The sequence below is a fragment of the Shuttleworthella sp. MSX8B genome, from assembly GCF_000524295.1.
Lineage (GTDB): Bacteria > Bacillota > Clostridia > Lachnospirales > Lachnospiraceae > Shuttleworthia > Shuttleworthia satelles.
The window spans coordinates 18402-35339 of sequence record NZ_JAQT01000027.1 but is presented as its reverse complement, the minus strand read 5'-3'; the positions used below and the strand labels follow the sequence as shown (position 1 = coordinate 35339).

14 protein-coding genes are annotated in these 16938 nt (G+C 54.2%); all 14 read left to right on the top strand.

The window, feature by feature from the left end; all coding sequences use genetic code 11:
• The first annotated feature begins 40 nt into the window (after window positions 1–40).
• The 14 genes from HMPREF1508_RS06480 to HMPREF1508_RS06415 all read left to right on the top strand — a co-directional run bounded on the left by HMPREF1508_RS06480 (window position 41) and on the right by HMPREF1508_RS06415 (window position 16691).
• A complete protein-coding gene (locus tag HMPREF1508_RS06480) occupies window positions 41–889 on the top strand; it encodes a sigma-70 family RNA polymerase sigma factor (protein ID WP_044960527.1) in 849 nt (282 codons plus the stop codon).
• Between the two features lie 136 nt (window positions 890–1025).
• The gene (locus tag HMPREF1508_RS06475; RefSeq protein WP_044960524.1) at window positions 1026–2000 is read left to right on the top strand and encodes a TAXI family TRAP transporter solute-binding subunit; all 975 of its coding nucleotides are present in this window, start codon (window positions 1026–1028) and stop codon (window positions 1998–2000) included.
• A gap of 13 nt (window positions 2001–2013) precedes the next feature.
• Window positions 2014–3963 (top strand): TRAP transporter permease, encoded by a 1950-nt coding sequence (locus tag HMPREF1508_RS06470; RefSeq protein WP_044960521.1) that lies wholly within the window; start codon window positions 2014–2016, stop codon window positions 3961–3963.
• Between the two features lie 106 nt (window positions 3964–4069).
• A complete protein-coding gene (gene glmM / locus HMPREF1508_RS06465) occupies window positions 4070–5443 on the top strand; it encodes a phosphoglucosamine mutase (protein WP_044960519.1) in 1374 nt (457 codons plus the stop codon).
• A 108-nt stretch (window positions 5444–5551) separates the two neighbouring features.
• A complete protein-coding gene (gene tig, locus HMPREF1508_RS06460) occupies window positions 5552–6880 on the top strand; it encodes a trigger factor (protein WP_044960517.1) in 1329 nt (442 codons plus the stop codon).
• Between the two features lie 77 nt (window positions 6881–6957).
• Entirely contained in the window at window positions 6958–7539 is a 582-nt protein-coding gene (gene clpP, locus HMPREF1508_RS06455) for an ATP-dependent Clp endopeptidase proteolytic subunit ClpP (RefSeq protein ID WP_044960515.1), read from the top strand.
• A 76-nt stretch (window positions 7540–7615) separates the two neighbouring features.
• Window positions 7616–8863 (top strand): ATP-dependent Clp protease ATP-binding subunit ClpX, encoded by a 1248-nt coding sequence (gene clpX, locus HMPREF1508_RS06450; RefSeq protein WP_044960513.1) that lies wholly within the window; start codon window positions 7616–7618, stop codon window positions 8861–8863.
• Window positions 8863–9474 carry a ribosome biogenesis GTP-binding protein YihA/YsxC gene (yihA, locus tag HMPREF1508_RS06445; protein ID WP_044960594.1) on the top strand — a complete coding sequence of 204 codons (612 nt, stop codon included), beginning with the start codon at window positions 8863–8865 and terminating at the stop codon, window positions 9472–9474. Before clpX (HMPREF1508_RS06450) ends, yihA begins: the two co-directional genes overlap by 1 nt.
• A 90-nt stretch (window positions 9475–9564) precedes the next feature.
• Window positions 9565–11331, top strand: coding sequence for an ATP-dependent Clp protease ATP-binding subunit ClpX (gene clpX / locus HMPREF1508_RS09970; protein WP_084640274.1), 1767 nt, complete (start codon window positions 9565–9567; stop codon window positions 11329–11331).
• 71 nt (window positions 11332–11402) lie between these two features.
• On the top strand, window positions 11403–11741 hold the full coding sequence (locus HMPREF1508_RS06435) for a LemA family protein (RefSeq protein WP_044960509.1): 339 nt from the start codon (window positions 11403–11405) through the stop codon (window positions 11739–11741).
• A gap of 13 nt (window positions 11742–11754) precedes the next feature.
• Entirely contained in the window at window positions 11755–13848 is a 2094-nt protein-coding gene (locus HMPREF1508_RS06430) for a DUF2207 domain-containing protein (protein ID WP_044960507.1), read from the top strand.
• A 106-nt stretch (window positions 13849–13954) separates the two neighbouring features.
• Window positions 13955–14515 (top strand): HD domain-containing protein, encoded by a 561-nt coding sequence (locus tag HMPREF1508_RS09700; RefSeq protein ID WP_049906918.1) that lies wholly within the window; start codon window positions 13955–13957, stop codon window positions 14513–14515.
• A complete protein-coding gene (locus HMPREF1508_RS06420; RefSeq protein WP_044960505.1) occupies window positions 14512–16116 on the top strand; it encodes an MBL fold metallo-hydrolase RNA specificity domain-containing protein in 1605 nt (534 codons plus the stop codon). The genes HMPREF1508_RS09700 and HMPREF1508_RS06420 overlap by 4 nt, the downstream gene beginning before the upstream one ends.
• Before the next feature lie 56 nt (window positions 16117–16172).
• The gene (locus tag HMPREF1508_RS06415; RefSeq protein WP_044960503.1) at window positions 16173–16691 is read left to right on the top strand and encodes a QueT transporter family protein; all 519 of its coding nucleotides are present in this window, start codon (window positions 16173–16175) and stop codon (window positions 16689–16691) included.
• Window positions 16692–16938 lie beyond the last annotated feature (247 nt).

Here is a 16938-nt window from a genome sequence, read left to right as displayed (position 1 = left end):
GGAGAGGAATTTTTCTGTGCTAAAATAGAGAAGTTATTGTGTGCATGTTTTTGAAAGGGAGCGCTTTCATATGGTGCAGAGTCTCTCGGATCTGTATTCGATGACCATTGACCGAGCCTATTATACCGCCGCCTACCTGATGAGGGATGAGCGGCTGACGCTGGATCTTCTGCTGATTTCTTATGCCAGAGCCCAGCAGTATCTCTCCATGCTCAGCGAGGGGGTTGGCCCCGGGGAGCTGATGGACCGTATCGTGGCCGCGAGCGGAATGACCATGCTGGCTCAGGTACACGAGGAGGATTACCGCAAAATTTTCGCGCAGAAAGAGACCGTGAGCCAGGGCTATGCCAAGAGGGAGCTTCTGTCCTCGGTTTGCCTGCCACAGAGCAGGGAGGATGACAGGAACAATCCCTACGAGAGGGCCGGAAACCGCCTTGTGACGGCCTTGCGTATTATGAATCTGCCCGAATCTCTCGCCGGATTTTTCTACTATGAGCTGTCGATGAGTCCGGAGGAGATCGCCGCGGCGATGGGGATTTCGGAGGAGCTTGTGGGCAGACATCTGACAGCGGCCTGCAATAAGCTGCGCCAGATGGCTTCTGACTGGATCCGGCAGGGGCGCATTCCCGCGGATGTAGATCCCATGCCCTTTTTGCTCTGGGGATTTGCGAGGGATCAGGAGAGGGATCGCTATCAGGGAGAGGATCTTTTGCCTCTGATTCAGGAACACCGGGAGGAGCTGCTCTCGGGGAAGGGTTTGTTCTGGGAGAACCCGGAACAAAATCAGGAGAGGACGACAGGGGGACAGGGCGCCGCTCTTGGTCTTGAAGCATGGAGAGAGCGCCTGTCAGACGGCCTGGATTGGCTGAAGTCAAAGTTTTCCTCATGACAGGGGCTTTGCGTCCGAAAGAAGAGGGAAAAATCTTCTGTGCGCGGAGCGGACATTTGATTGCCATGGATTGCTATGAAGAAGCCGTGGATTGACGTGAAGAAGCCACGGATTGACATGAAGAAGAGGAGAGAGTATGACAAGGAAGAAGAGATCGCGCGCGGGCTGCCTGCTTGCCATGGGACTGGCTGCGGCGCTTTTTCTGGCGTCCTGCGGCAGCCAGAACCGCCTCATGTTCGGAACCGGCGGAACCGCCGGTACCTACTATAGCTTTGGAGGCGTTTTATCTCAGTATATGACCAATTTTGCCGGAGTTAAGGTGACGGCGGTATCCACCGGCGCCTCCAAGGTCAATATTGAGTCTATTTCTGATGGGGACTACCAGCTCGGCTTTGCCCAGTCCGATGTCATGACCTATGCCTGGAATGGAACCCGCCTCTTTGAGTCCTCCGGCGCCAACCGGGACTTCCGCGTCCTCGGGGCCCTCTACAATGAGACGGTTCAGATCATTACCATGGACGACAAGATCCAGTCAGTCTCTGACTTAAAGGGCAAGAGCGTCTCAATCGGCGCGACCGGCTCCGGCGTCTATTTCAACGCCGTAGACGTCCTGAAGGCGGCGGATATCTCCCTGGATGAGATTCGCCCCCAGTACCAGTCCTTCGAGGATTCCAAGGAGTCCTTAAAGGATGGCAAGATCGACGCCGCTTTTATTGTGGCTGGCGCTCCTGTTACGGCAATTACCGAGCTGGCCACAACCAATGGGGTAAAGATCGTCCCGATTAACGGAACGACCCGCGACCGTCTGCTGGCGGATAACAAGTTCTATGCCGCGCAGACCCTGCCCGCCGGGACCTATCCCAAGCAGAATGATCCGATCGAGACGGTGACCATCAAGGCCACGGTTCTTGTCTCAAAGAATCTGGACCTGAATACAGTCTACAAGCTGACGGCAGCCATTTTTGACCACAGCCAGGACATCGCCAGGGAGAATGCCAAGGGCAAGGAACTGTCCGTGTCATCGGCAACGCAGGGGATCGATATTCCCTTCCACGTGGGAGCAGCTAAGTACTACGCGGAACACGGCGTCATTGTGAAGTCAGAAGAGTGAGAGAGGAGTCCCGATGAGCGATATGAATCAGACGGTGTCGTCCGCGGAAGTCGACGCCGTGATGAAGAAGTATGACCGAGAGTCCAACACCCGCATCTGGACCGGCAGGCCCGGTCTGGTTATCAAGTGTGTTATGGTGGGCTTTTCCCTTTTTTGCATTTATGTGACTTTGTTTGCGACATTTTTAGAGGAGATTCGTCTGACATCCTTTATGGCCCTGATCATCATGATGGGCTTCCTGGTCTATCCGGCCAAAAGAGGAGAGCAGAGAGAGAATCACATGCCCTGGTATGACCTGATTTTCACCATTCTGGGGACCGGTTCCTACCTCTACTTCACGTTTAACGCAAAGAGCATCGTCCTCCAGGGAACGCATTTCACAGTTCTTCAGATTCTGGTAGGGATTGTCGCTGTTGCCGCTTTGATCGAGGTGACCCGTCGCTGTGTCGGGATTCCCATCCTTTTAGTGGCCGGTTTTTTTATCCTCTACGCAGCTTTTTATGGTCTGACCAATCCGGACTTCTTTGGTCGTGTCCGCTACCTGATCCGCAATCTCTTCTACACGAAAGAGGGGATTTTCGCGACGCCCGTCAATGTCGCGTCTAAGTACATTGTGATCTTTATCATCTTTGGCGCCTTTTTGGAGAGAACAGGGATTTCGGGCTTCTTTATCGACCTGGCAAACTCCATAGCCGGTCGCTTCTCGGGAGGCCCCGCCAAGGTGGCGGTTATCTCCTCCGCCCTCTGCGGCATGGTATCCGGTTCTTCGGTAGGAAATACCGTGACGACCGGGTCTGTCACTATTCCTATGATGAAAAAGACCGGCTATCGCCCCGAGTTCGCGGGGGCCGTTGAGGCGGCTTCCTCGACGGGAGGCCAGATCATGCCGCCGATTATGGGAGCGGCGGCCTTTCTGATGGCGGATTTTGTTGGGATCCCTTACTCTGATATCATCAGCCGGGCCATTATTCCGGCTTTTCTCTATTTCGCAGGGATTTTCATCACCGTGCACCTGGAGGCCAAGCGGCTGGGCCTCAAGGGAGAAGAGCCTGAGAACCTGCCAAGGGCGAAGGAGCTCTTTAAGAAGATCTATCTGCTTCTCCCCCTGGTCATGCTGGTCTACTGGGTATCCGCCAATGTGATGACCATGCAGAAAGCGGCGGCCATCTGTATCCTGCTGTCGATCCTGGTCTCTCTCTTTCACAAGGACAATCGGATTACGCCGGGCAAGATCGTCGATGCCCTTATGGCAGGCGGCCAGTCCTCCATTACGGTGGGAGCAGCCTGCGGCGTGGCCGGCATTATTTCCGGCATTATCACCATGACCGGATTGGCAAATGAACTTGTAAACGGTATTGTGGGGCTGGCGGGAAACCGCCTGATCATCGCCCTGCTCTTGACCATGCTTGTCTGCATTGTTTTGGGCATGGGGGTGCCGACGACTGCCAATTACGCCATCATGGCGGCGACCACGGCGCCTATTTTAATCCGCATGGGGGTGCCGACTCTGGCGGCCCACTTCTTTGTGTTCTATTTTGGTATTGTCGCGGATATTACGCCCCCGGTCGCGCTGGCAGCCTACGCGGGATCCGCCATCGCCAGGTCCAATCCCATGAAAACGGCATTCAACGCCTCGAGACTGGCCATTGCCATCTTTATCGTGCCCTATGTCTTCTGCTATAACCCGGCCCTGCTTCTGATCAATACGACGGTGCCGACGATTATTCAGATAACGGTGACCTCCCTGATCGGGATCTTCGGCGTCGCTTCTGCCTTCGAGGGGTATCTTCTGGCAAAAATAAATCCTGTCGTCCGCGTTCTCTTTGCCCTCGGAGGCCTTATGCTGATCGATCCCAGGGCGCTGACGGACATCATCGGCATCGTGGTCATAGCGGTCTGTGTCCTGATCCAGTATCTGGCCTCCAGGAGCTCAAAGGGCGGCGCGGCTATGGCAGGCGTATAGGAAATGTTATAATAGCCTTCGCCTTTATGTGGGGTCGGCGAGAAGAGGATATGCCGACCGCCCGGCGATGATCAGAAATTGATTTTCTTTTGCGTGAGGTAGATTTATGGGCAAGTATTTCGGAACGGACGGATATCGGGGTGAGGCCAATGTAGTGCTGACGGCTGACGCCGCGTTTCGCGTCGGCAAGTTTCTGGGCTGGTATTACAGCAGGAATAAGAAGGAGGGCGAGGAGACCCGCATTGTCATGGGCAAGGATACCCGGCGGTCCTCCTATATGTTCGAGTACGCTCTGGCAGCAGGCATCACCTCGACGGGAGCGGACTGCTATCTGATGCATGTCACGACGACGCCCTCTGTCTCCTACGAGGCGAGGACAGAGGACTTTGACTGCGGAGTCATGATTTCCGCTTCGCACAACCCCTACTATGACAATGGGATCAAGGTCATCAACGGGGCGGGAGAGAAGCTGTCCGATGATATCATTGAGAAGATTGAGGCCTATTTGGACGGGAAGATGGGAGAACTCCCCCTGGCCACCGGGACCAAAATCGGCCGCACCGTCGATTTCGCCGCCGGCCGAAACCGCTATATGGGCTATTTGATCGCGACGGAGACCAGATCCTTCAGGGGCCGCAGGATCGCGATTGACTGCTCCAACGGGTCCGCCTCCAGTGTGGCGAAATCTGTCTTTGATGCTCTGGGAGCCGATACCCATGTGATCAACAATACGCCGAACGGGACCAATATCAATGACGGGTGCGGTTCGACGCATATCGAGGCCCTGCAGCACTATGTGATCGCCGAGGGCTGCGAGGTCGGCTTTGCCTTCGACGGGGACGCGGACCGCTGTCTGGCTGTCGACGAGAACGGTTGTCTGGTCAACGGCGATCAGATCATGTATGTCTGCGGCAGATTCTTAAATGAGCGCGGACAGCTGCACAAGAACACCATTGTGACCACTGTCATGTCGAATCTGGGACTCTACAAGGCATTGGACCGGGCCGGGATCCGCTACGAGAAGACGGCTGTCGGAGACCGCTATGTCTATGAGAATATGTCTGCCAATCACTTCTCCCTGGGCGGGGAGCAGTCCGGCCACATTATCTTCAGCCGGCACGCGACGACCGGCGATGGTATCCTGACGGCCTTAAAGATTATGGAGGCCTGTATTGAGCAGGGCAAGAGCCTGAAAGAACTGGCGGGGGACTGCGTCATGTATCCCCAGGTTCTGGAGAATGTCCGTGTGACGGACAAGGAGGCCGCCCAGAAGGATGAAGAGGTCCTGGCCGCTGTCAGAGCGGCAGAGCAGGCTCTGGGAGACGATGGGAGAATCCTGGTCAGAGCTTCGGGAACAGAGCCTTTGGTAAGGGTTATGGTTGAGGCCGTAAATGAGGAGACCTGCCGGAAATACGTCGATTCTGTCGTGCGTGTGATTCAGTCCAGAGGGTTTGCAGAAGAGGAAAGGCCTATGCTATAATCCCATTTGTTTGTGCACTTATACGCGGATTCGCGATAGGTGCTGAGGAAACAGTGGAATACACGTGTCCCGTCGTGCGCTTCGGCGGCTGACAAGGAGGAGCAGGAAATGAGCGTTAAGGTTGAAAATTTAGAGAAGAATATGGCGAAGCTGACCGTCGAGGTCGACGCGGCTGAGCTTGAGAAGGCTCTTGAGAGAGCATATCAGAAGCAGAAGAAGTCGATTTCCGTTCCCGGTTTCCGCAAGGGCAAGGTGCCCAGACAGCTGGTTGAGAAGATGTACGGACCCCAGGTCTTCTATGACGATGCCGCCAACGACCTGCTCTCAAAGGAATATCCCAGGGCATATGACGAGTGCGGTTTAGAGATCGCCTCACAGCCAAAGATCAATATTGAGCAGCTTGAGAAGGGCAAGAACTTCATCTTTACGGCCGAGGTCGCCGTGAAGCCGGAGGTAAAGCTGGCCGACTACAAGGGAATCGAAGTGACCAAGATCGATACGGACGTCACGGATGATGAAGTGAATACGGAGATTGATTTGGAGCGCAATAAGAACTCCCGTACCGTCACCGTAGATCGCGCCATTGAAAAGGGTGACACAGCCAACATCAACTTTGAGGGTTTTGTCGACGGACAGGCATTTGACGGGGGCAAGGGAGAGAACTACGATCTCAAGATCGGTTCTGGTTCCTTCATTGACAATTTTGAGGATCAGCTGATCGGCCATAGCGCCGGAGATGAGCTCGAGGTCAATGTCACCTTCCCTGAGAATTACCAGGAGAAGAGTCTGGCAGGCAAGGCGGCAAGCTTCAAGGTCAAGGTCAACGAGGTCAAGACGACCGAGCTCCCGGACCTGGACGACGAGTTTGCCCAGGATGTTTCCGAGTTTGACAGCCTCGATGAGTATAAGGCGGATGTCAGGAAGAAGCTGGAGGAGCGCAAGAAGGAGCAGGCAAAGCGGACCCAGCAGGACGAGGCTGTCGCCAAGCTTGCTGAGGCTTCTGAGATGGAGATCCCGGATCCCATGGTCGACTTCCAGCTGGATCAGATGATGAATGAATTCTCTCAGAATATGGCTCAGCAGGGATTGTCCATGCAGCAGTACCTGCAGTTTACCGGTATGAACATGGCCCAGTTCCGTGAGCAGGCCCGCCCGGACGCTCTGAGCAGGATTCAGTCCTCTCTGGTTCTCGAGGCTTTGGCCAAGGCGGAGGGACTTGTCGCCTCTGACGAGGATGTCGAGGAAGAACTCAAGAAGATGGCTGACAGCTACAAGATGGAGCTGGACAAGGTCAAGGAGCTGGTCGATGAGTCCCAGCGTGAGAATATGAAGAAGGATCTGGCGATCCAGAAGGCGGTTGACCTGATTTACGACAATGTCAGAGAAGTAGAGAAGAAGGAAGAGGACAAGAAAGAAGAGCCCGAGAAAGAGGAGTAATCGCATCACAGGCAGACAGAGGTGGAAATGCTCCCTTGTGGGGGCATTTTCGTCTCTTATGAAAGAGAGGGATTTCTATGGCATCAATGCCTTATGTAATTGAACAGAACAGCAGAGGAGAGAGGAGCTATGATATCTATTCAAGACTCCTCAAGGACCGGATTATCTTCCTGGGTGAAGACGTCAATGAGACGACGGCTTCCCTGATTGTGGCCCAGCTGCTCTTTTTGGAGTCTGAGGATCCCAATAAGGATATTCACCTCTATATCAATTCCCCCGGAGGGGTGGTGACCTGCGGGATGGCCATCTATGACACGATGAACTATATCAAACCGGATGTCTCAACCATCTGCATCGGAATGGCTGCTTCCATGGGGGCATTCCTTTTGGCGGGCGGCGCCAAGGGCAAGCGCTATGCCCTGCCTAATGCGGAGATTATGATTCATCAGCCCTCCGGTGGGGCCAAGGGCCAGGCGACGGAGATTGAAATCGCCGCAGAGAGCATTTTAAAGACCAAGCGCAAGATGAATCAGATTCTGGCGGACAATACCGGAAAGACCTATGAGCAGGTTGCGGCGGATACAGAGCGCGACCACTATCTGGACGCCAAAGAGGCTCTGGAGTACGGAATTATCGATCAGATTATTGACCACCGCTAAAGTGAAACACAGGAAGCAAGAGCAAGGGTAGCCCGTCAGGGATGCCCTTGCCATGTCTTTATCAATGAGGAGCAAGATGGCAAACAAGAAAAAAGACGGTGAGGTGCGCTGCTCTTTCTGCGGAAAGACCCAGTCGGAGGTGCGCAAGCTGATTGCCGGCCCGAACGGGGCCTATATCTGCGACGAGTGCGTCGATATCTGCGCGGAGATCATCGATGAGGATTTTGCCGAGGAAGGGCGTTTTGCCAAGCCGAGGGAGAGCTTTGAGATTAACCTGAAGAAGCCAAAGGAGCTAAAGGCCTTCTTAGACGAGTATGTCATCGGTCAGGATGAGGCCAAGAAGGTCCTTTCCGTGGCAGTCTATAATCACTACAAGAGGATTATGAAGGGGGATAAAACTGACGTTGAGCTGCAGAAGTCCAATGTCTTAATGCTGGGGCCCACCGGCTCCGGAAAGACCCTGCTCGCGCAGACCCTGGCCCGGACTCTTGGCGTCCCCTTCGCGATCGCGGACGCGACCACACTGACAGAGGCCGGTTATGTCGGCGAGGATGTGGAGAATATTATTCTCAAGCTGATCCAGGCTGCCGATTATGACGTCGAGAAGGCGCAGCTTGGAATTATCTACATTGATGAGATCGACAAGATTACCAAGAAATCTGAGAATGTCTCCATTACCAGGGATGTCTCCGGAGAGGGAGTGCAGCAGGCCCTGCTCAAGATCATCGAGGGAACTATGGCCTCTGTTCCGCCCCAGGGAGGGCGCAAGCACCCGCAACAGGAGCTGATCCAGATCGATACCACCAATATTCTCTTCATCTGCGGCGGCGCCTTCGACGGACTGGAGAAGATCATCGAGCAGCGGATTGAAGCCGGTTCCATGGGCTTTGGAGCCAATATCGTAGACAAGAAGAATCGGAGGATCGGAGATCTCTTAAGACAGGTTCTGCCTCAGGATTTCGTCAAGTTCGGCCTGATCCCCGAGTTCATCGGCCGCGTGCCCATCAATGTCGCCTTGAATCAGCTGACAGAAGAGGACATGATACACATTCTGACAGAGCCTAAGAACAGTCTCGTCAAGCAGTATGAGGCTCTTTTTGCCATGGATGACACCAGGCTCACCTTCACGGAGGAGGCCCTGCGAGAAATCGCCAGGAAGTCGATCGAGCGAAAGACCGGAGCCAGAGGTCTTCGGTCGATCATGGAGAATGTCATGATGGATTCCATGTATGAGATTCCGAGCGATGACTCTGTCAAGGAGCTGACCGTCACGGATCAGATGGTGGATGAGAACATGCTCCTGGCCCAGAAAGTGAGTCAATGATGGTCATCCGCAGTGTGGAACTGGAGACGGTGGCGGGAATTACATCCGCTCTCCCCAAAAATCAGCTGCCGGAAGTGGCTTTTGCGGGACGATCCAATGTGGGCAAGTCCTCTCTGATCAATGCTCTTATGAACCGCAAGGCCTATGCCAGGACCTCTTCTCAGCCGGGCAAGACGCAGACGATCAACTACTACAGGATCAACGATCAGATCTACTGCGTTGATCTGCCCGGCTACGGCTTTGCCAGGGTCTCCAGGGAAGAGAAGGCGGCCTGGGGGAAGATGATTGAGAAGTATCTGGTCACGTCAGAGCAGCTGGCGGCGGTCTTTCTCTTGCTGGATATTCGTCACAGGCCCAATGCCAATGACAAGCAGATGTTCGACTGGATTCAGTATATGGGCTACCAGGCCATTGTCATCGCGACCAAGGCGGATAAGATCAAGCGATCGCAGATCCCGGGCCAGCTCAGGCAGATGAAAGAGGAGCTCAAGGCGGATGAGGATACCATCATCATCCCCTTTTCCGCTTTGACCAAGCAGGGAAGAGAGGATATCTGGGACCTGATGGACCAGGTGATCGAGAACGCGGCAGGGAATGAAGAGGCAGAATGAAGACAGTTGGATTGATCGGAGGCCCATTTCGCTCTGCGGGATGAAAACGAGAGAGAGTAAAGAAATATCTGTAGGAGATAGAGGGAATATATGTCTGATGACAACAATTATGAGGAGATCTGCAGTGTATGCCACCGCAATTCTTCCGTCGCCGGCAAGATGATCCATCTGCCGGGCAATCTGACCATCTGTGCCGACTGTATGCAAAAGAGCCTTGAGACAATCGAGCGGATGGGCTTTCCCATGGATCCCGGCTTGCTGCAGCAGATGATGCCGGGCGTCTCCGGGAAGACAGATCCGAAAAGCCCCGATCGGAATGCTCTGAAGTCAGATGTGGTCAACCCGGACGGAAGCCCCCTGCGACAGGATCAGTTGACACAGGGGCAGGAGTCGGCGCAAACCGCTGACAGGGGGTCTGATGAAAACCCGGCAGGAAATTCCGGGGAGAAAACTCCGGATCCTAAGGACCGCCTGGAACAAAATACCGGAGAAGACAGGGAAAACCCCAATCAGGACCCGGGTCAGGAAGTTAAGACCAGCCCCAATCAGGACCCCGGACAGAATTCGAATAATCCCTTTGCCGGTTTTCCCGGCTTTGGCATGTTTAATCTGGGCGACCTCTTCAATGGCGGCATGATGGGAATGGGCCAGGGGCCCAGGATCAAGAAGCGGACGAAGCCGGGAGAGAAGAGCGGGGCCGACGGGCAGAAGGATGAGGACGACTATCCCACACTGAATATCAAGGATATCCCCGCCCCACATAAGATCAAGGAACAGCTGGACCAGTATGTGGTGGGACAGGACAAGGCGAAGAAGATGATCTCCGTGGCTGTCTACAACCACTACAAGCGCATCGCCTCCGAGCAGGAGAATCAGAGAGAACTGGGAACGCCGGAGGATCTGGATGGAGTTGATATCGAGAAGTCCAATATTCTGATCATCGGGCCGACCGGAAGCGGAAAGACCTACATGGTTCGCACCTTAGCCAGACTTTTGGATGTGCCCTTAGCAATCACGGATGCCACTTCCCTGACGGAGGCCGGCTATATCGGAGACGATATTGAGTCCGTGGTTTCCAAGCTTCTCGCCGCCGCTGATAACGACGTAGACCGGGCAGAGCAGGGGATCATTTTTGTCGATGAGATCGACAAGCTGGCCAAGAAGAAGAACACCCACTCACGGGATGTCTCCGGCGAGAGCGTGCAGCAGGGGATGCTCAAGCTCTTAGAGGGGGCGGAAGTGGAAGTGCCCGTGGGGGCCTCTTCCAAGAACGCAATGGTGCCCATGACGACCGTGAATACAAGGAATATTCTCTTTATTGTGGGCGGCGCTTTTCCGGGCCTTGAGGACATTATCAAAGAGCGGCTCTCCAAGCGTTCCTCCATGGGCTTTACATCAGAGCTCAGAGGGGATGTCGGTAAGGATGTCCACATCCTGGAGAAGGTTCGGAGTGAGGACTTGCGCAATTTCGGCATGATTCCGGAGTTTTTGGGGAGACTTCCCATTGTCACGGCCTTTGAACAGCTGGACGAGGATATGTTCGTCCGCATTCTGACGGAACCGAAAAACGCGATTATCAAGCAGTATCAGAAGCTCCTGGCCCTGGATGAAGTCAGGCTGACCTTCTCAGACGGAGCCTTCCGCGCCATCGCAAGAAAAGCGGCTGAAGAGGAGCTGGGAGCCAGAGCCCTGCGCGCCATCATCGAGGAGTACATGATGGATATCATGTATGAGATCCCCAAGGATCCGGATATCGGAGAGGTGGAGATTACAGAAGATTACATTGAACATAAGGGCGGCCCCAGGGTGACCATGCGCACGGTACTGCCCCAATCCCAGGAGAAGGGATCTGCCTGATTCCGGCAATGTGTAAGAGTTGCAGATGGTGCGTCTGTGCATTATCGTGCGAGAGATGAGGAGGAAATAGAATGGCATTTATCGCTGTAATCGTCGGTCTTATCATCCTGGCTGCGATCGTGGTCTATGTGGTCAGCTACAACGGGATTGCAGGCCTGCGTAAGCAGACAGAGGAGGCTCTGGCCACCATGGAGTCTGTCCGCAGGGCTTATGAGGAGAAGCAGGCAAAAGGGATGACCGAGGAAGAAAAGAAGAAGGAAGACCAGGATCTGGAATACGCCGTTCGCTATTTCAACGGATGCGCCAGAAGCTACAATCAGAGAATTGAGACCTTCCCGGGCAATCTGATCGCCGATATGCTTCATTTGCCCCCGGCCAAACTCTATGCGGGAAATGATTTTGAACAGTAGAAGGAGAGAAGGGATGAAATACAGAATGCGCAGAAGAGGGCTTGGCGCTGTTATCCTTGCTCTCGGACTCCTGCTGCAGTCGTGTCTTTTGTTCGGCATGCCCGCCCATGCCGCGGACAATGTCTTTGGAAATACGGACAAGCTGGATCTGACTCCCAGTGAGGATTTGATCCCGAGTCACGATGGCAGCGACGGCCTGGCGGACGGCTATGTGATGGATTCCTATCACGTTGATGTCCAGGTGAAGGAGGATAATACCTATGAGGTCAAAGAGACCTTCGCGGCCTATTTTACAAGTCAAAAGCATGGTCTGATCCGCACGATTCCGACGACGGGGACTTATCGGAGAGAGGACGGGAGTTCAAGCAGCTTTCGGGCCAGGGTGACGGATGTCCGGGCCAATGTCAAGTCCAGTGTGGAGAGGTCCAATGGAAAGGTCAGGATTAAGATGGGGGATGCAGGCGCCTATGTCTACGGTCCCAAGACTTATACCATTTCCTACCGCTATCAGCTGGGCAAGGATACTCTGAAGGGAGCGGATGAATTCTACTATAATCTGATCGGAACCAGCTGGAATACAACGATCGGCAATGTCAGCTTTCAGATTACGATGCCAAAGGAGATCACCGAGGACCAGGCGAAGAGCCTTGGTTTTACCTCCGGAGGATATGGAAGCGGCCGAACGGGAGACACACTCTATCAGATCAAGGGAAATACGGTCCAGGGTAAGCTGATGCGCCAGCTGAAGAGCAATCAGGGCTTTACCGTCCGTATGACTCTGCCGGAGGGCTATTACACCTATCCTGTGGACTATAGTCTCTTTCTGGTCATCGGACTTGCCCTTTTAGGCATTTTTGTGGCGGTGATTTTCTGGTTCATCTTTGGCAATGACAGAAAGGTTGTGGAGAGTGTTCAGTTCTACCCGCCGGAGGGCTATAACAGTCTGGATGTAGCCATGGCCTATCACGGCAAGGTCAGTATGTCGGATATTCCCTCTTTGATCCCCTACCTGGCCAATGAAGGCTATCTGACCATCCGGGATAAGAAGAGAGAAAGCGGCGGGGACCTTCCCTTTTCCGGGGGCCTTACGAAAAATATCAGTTTTGAGCGCGTATCCCACTACAAGGGGAGCAACGAGAGTGAGCGTCTCTTCATGCAGGGCTTCTTTAAATCTGGGAGCAAGGTCAAGCATTCCGACTTAAAGGGCAGCTTTCATGAGACCTGCGAGGCGATTCTGAGACAGGAGAATCTGCACTCCAAGGTAAAGGAGGAGAATTACACGAACCAGGAGTTTTTGATCGACGCGATCCTTCTGATATTCGTGGCTCTGATTTCCTTCGTGGCCATTTTCAGCGGGCTTAACGCGGAGGGAGCTTCGACTTTGGCCTCTTTCATCAGTGGCTTGATTGTCGCGGCGATTATGAGCTTTGTTGCCGTCCATGTCGCCGGATTGGTCAGGATCGGAGGCATCAGTGTCGGCGGGGTCAGCGGACTCAGTATTCCGGCCCTTTTGTGGCGCATTGCCAGCTCCTGGATATTTCTGGCTCTGATCTTCTATGCGGGGAAGAGCTTTTTATCCTCTCTGGCAGGCTTTTTTAATTATTTTACCGGAGGACTTTTGCTTCGACTTCTGGTCGCGATCACGGCTACTCTGATCATCGCCTTCTTTATGCACTTTATGCCCAAGCGCACGAGCAAAGGAGATGAGATCTACGGGCGGATCCTCGGTTTTCGGACCTTTTTGCAGACCGCTGAGAAAGATCGCCTACAGATGCTGGTGGATGAGAATCCCCAGTACTTCTACAACATTATCCCCTTTGCCTATGTTCTGGGCGTATCGAAGGTTTGGATGGACAAATTCAAGGACATTACCATGCCTGCTCCGTCCTATCTGGCGGGTGCTGACAGGGGAGATGCCTTCTGGGACTACTATTATTTTTCCAGCCTGATGAACGCGGTCAATCACGATATCTATCACGCGTCTGTCACGCTTCCGGCATCCGATTCCTCCTCCTGGGGAGATTTCGGCAGCGGAAGTTTTGGGGGCGGCTCCGGCGGAGGTTTCTCCGGGGGCGGCTCCGGCGGCGGCGGCGGTTCTTCCTGGTAGATCAAAACCGGTTACCCCCTGTGAAAATTCCCGATGGAGAAACACAGGGGGATTTCTTTCGGCTATAATGGTAGCAGCAAACGTAGATTCTGGACGAGGTGAGAGCATGACCGATCTGGAACTGGTCAAAGCAGCAGAGGCTTATGCCAGGAAGTGCCACGCGGGACAGACAGACAAATGCGGGGTGCCCTATATCGAGCATCCGCGCACAGTGGCCTCGCTTCTTCGCGACCCCAAGGAGAAATGCGTTGCCTGGCTCCACGATACGGTAGAGGATTCTTCCGCGACCGTCGAGGACATCCGGTCGATCTTTGGAGATGAAATCGCGGACGCGGTGGAACTTTTGACCCATGACAAGAGCATGCCCTATCTGGACTATATCAAGAGACTGGCGGTCAATCCCCTGGCCCGCAGAACCAAGATGGCGGACCTCTTTCACAATATGGATGAGAGCCGCTTTGAGGGGAGGAAGATCCCGGGGCGCCTGGTCTGGAAGCGGGCCAATTGCTATCTGCCGGCATTTGATTACCTGGAGCAAGTCGGCCGGGAGGAAGGTGAAAAGGAGCGGTTTTATGAAAAGGATGAGAGGGAAGTGGAAATCCATCTGACCAGGCATGACAAGAGGACAGGAACTTCCGAAAAGGGGAGCAGAGAGGGGGAAGGATGAAAATTACATTTATTGGAGCCGCGCATGAGGTGACCGGATCCTGTCACTATGTGGAGGCAGGGGATAAGAAGTTCCTGGTGGACTGCGGTATGGAACAGGGGGCGGATATCTATGAGAATCAGGAGATTCCGGTCAATCCGTCTGACCTGGACTATATTTTTGTGACCCATGCCCATATCGATCATTCCGGCCTTTTGCCCCTGCTCTATGTACACGGCTTTCGGGGAACGATCTTTTCCACAGAGGCGACCAGGCAGCTCTGCAATATTATGCTCAAGGATTCTGCCCATATTCAGGAGCAGGAGGCGGAGTGGAAGAACCGCAAGGCGCAGCGAAGCGGGGGACAGCTGGTAGAGCCCATGTACACAAGCAGGGACGCGGAAAAGACGCTGCAGCTCTTTGAGGGAATTGCCTATGGACGCAAGATAGAGGTCAGCGAGGGGATTCAAGTCAGATTCAATGACGCTGGACATCTGCTGGGGTCTTCTTTCATCGAGATCTGGCTCAGGGAAAATGGGATAGAGCGCAAGATCGTATTTTCCGGAGACCTCGGCAATCATGACCGGCCGCTGATCAAGAATCCGGAGCATGTGACAGACGCGGATTACGTGTTGATAGAGTCCACCTATGGGGACCGGGTTCACGACAAGCCTCAGGACTTCGCGGTCCCGCTTGCCCAGGTGATACTGGACACCTTAAAGAGGGGCGGAAACATCGTGATTCCGGCCTTCTCCGTGGGAAGAACCCAGGAGCTGCTCTACTATATCCGAAGGATCAAGGAGGAGGGGCTGATTCCCGCCCCTTACACCGATTTCGAAGTCTATATGGACTCTCCTCTGGCGGTGGAGGCGACGAATGTCTTCAACAAGTCTGTCTCGGAGTGCTTTGACCAGGAGGCCCTGGAGCTGGTGCAGAAGGGAATCAATCCCATCGCTTTCCCGGGGCTGCGGGTGGCGGTCTCCTCTGAGGAGTCCAAGGCCATCAATTTCGATGAGAAACCCAAGTTGATCATCTCCGCGTCCGGTATGTGTGAGGCTGGCCGGATCCGCCATCATCTGAAGCACAATCTCTGGAGGCCGGAGTCCTCCGTGATCTTTGTCGGCTATCAGGTTCCGGGAACCCTGGGCTACAACCTCTTAAATGGAGCCAGACACATCAAGCTCTTCGGAGAGGAAGTGGAGGTCAGGGCTCAGATCTGCGAGCTGCCCGGCATCTCCGGCCACGCCGACCGGAACATGCTTCTGGAGTGGCTTGGCGGGTTTAAGGAGGCTCCGTCCAGGGTTTTTGTCGTACACGGAGAGGATCAGGTGACGGATGCCTTTGCCGCCGCGATCAAGGAGACATGCGGCTATGACAGCTATGCCCCCTATTCCGGGGACAGTTTTGACCTGATCACAGGAGATCAGGTCGCCGTCGGAAGCCATGTCAGGAAGGAGAAGGTCCCGGGGAAGGCGCGTACGTCTTCTGCTGTCTTCGGTCGCCTTGTGGCTGCGGGAGAGAGGCTTATGGCAGTCATTCGCCGGTCTGAGGGAGGGGCCAACAAGGATCTGGGCAAGTTCGCCGATCAGATCGATGCACTGAGCAATAAGTGGGACAGATAGTCCCTGCCGTGTGTTCGAAACCATCCACACGTAAAACAAAACTAAGGAGATTACAAATGAACAAAAAGAAACTCAGTACCCTGTTTATCGTCCAGGCGGCTATGATTGCGGCGATCTATGTCGTTTTAACCGTCTTTATTTCCGCCTTCGGACTGGCCAGCGGGGCCATTCAGGTTCGTATTTCAGAAGCCCTCTGTATCCTGCCGGTCTTTACGCCGGCGGCGGTTCCGGGGCTTTTTGTCGGCTGCCTGATCGCCAATATCATTGTCCCCGGGGCGGGACTGGCCGATATTGTATTCGGGAGTCTGGCGACTTTGATCGCGGCGGTATTCAGCTACCTGCTTCGAAAGAAGGGCTTTCTCGCGACCCTGCCCCCGGTGATCGTCAATGCCATCATCATTCCTTTGGTCTTAAAGTATGCCGGCGGCCTGGGAGATGCTTTCTGGTTTTTGGCCTTAACCGTCGGCGCGGGAGAGCTGATCTCGGTCTGCCTGCTGGGCTGGCTCTTAAAAGTCCTTCTCTGGAAATATCGCAATATTATCTTTAAAACAGATGACTTCAGCAGGAATGCGTGAGGCTGAGATGAAGAAGAGGTGGACTTGACTTGCCGAGATAAGGAATAAATGCCTTTGGCTTACAGAGACGGGGAATAGGTGCCCTCGGGCATACAGAGATAAGTAAGGGAAGGCCCCGGCTCTGTGACAAAAGGGGCGGGTTATGCTAGAATCTAACAGATTTTGTGGGATTACAGGCATGATGCTTTGTGCCTGATTTTGCGTTTGATGAGGGGCTGATGAAAGGGCCCTGTACCAGTGGATGTGA

Coding starts and splice junctions, on each gene's coding strand:
- HMPREF1508_RS06475 (WP_044960524.1), top strand. CDS start 1,026: ATGACAAGGAAGAAGAGATCGCGCGCGGGCTGCCTGCTTGCCATGGGA.
- HMPREF1508_RS06470 (WP_044960521.1), top strand. CDS start 2,014: ATGAGCGATATGAATCAGACGGTGTCGTCCGCGGAAGTCGACGCCGTG.
- glmM (WP_044960519.1), top strand. CDS start 4,070: ATGGGCAAGTATTTCGGAACGGACGGATATCGGGGTGAGGCCAATGTA.
- tig (WP_044960517.1), top strand. CDS start 5,552: ATGAGCGTTAAGGTTGAAAATTTAGAGAAGAATATGGCGAAGCTGACC.
- clpP (WP_044960515.1), top strand. CDS start 6,958: ATGGCATCAATGCCTTATGTAATTGAACAGAACAGCAGAGGAGAGAGG.
- clpX (WP_044960513.1), top strand. CDS start 7,616: ATGGCAAACAAGAAAAAAGACGGTGAGGTGCGCTGCTCTTTCTGCGGA.
- yihA (WP_044960594.1), top strand. CDS start 8,863: ATGGTCATCCGCAGTGTGGAACTGGAGACGGTGGCGGGAATTACATCC.
- clpX (WP_084640274.1), top strand. CDS start 9,565: ATGTCTGATGACAACAATTATGAGGAGATCTGCAGTGTATGCCACCGC.
- HMPREF1508_RS06435 (WP_044960509.1), top strand. CDS start 11,403: ATGGCATTTATCGCTGTAATCGTCGGTCTTATCATCCTGGCTGCGATC.
- HMPREF1508_RS06430 (WP_044960507.1), top strand. CDS start 11,755: ATGAAATACAGAATGCGCAGAAGAGGGCTTGGCGCTGTTATCCTTGCT.
- HMPREF1508_RS09700 (WP_049906918.1), top strand. CDS start 13,955: ATGACCGATCTGGAACTGGTCAAAGCAGCAGAGGCTTATGCCAGGAAG.
- HMPREF1508_RS06420 (WP_044960505.1), top strand. CDS start 14,512: ATGAAAATTACATTTATTGGAGCCGCGCATGAGGTGACCGGATCCTGT.
- HMPREF1508_RS06415 (WP_044960503.1), top strand. CDS start 16,173: ATGAACAAAAAGAAACTCAGTACCCTGTTTATCGTCCAGGCGGCTATG.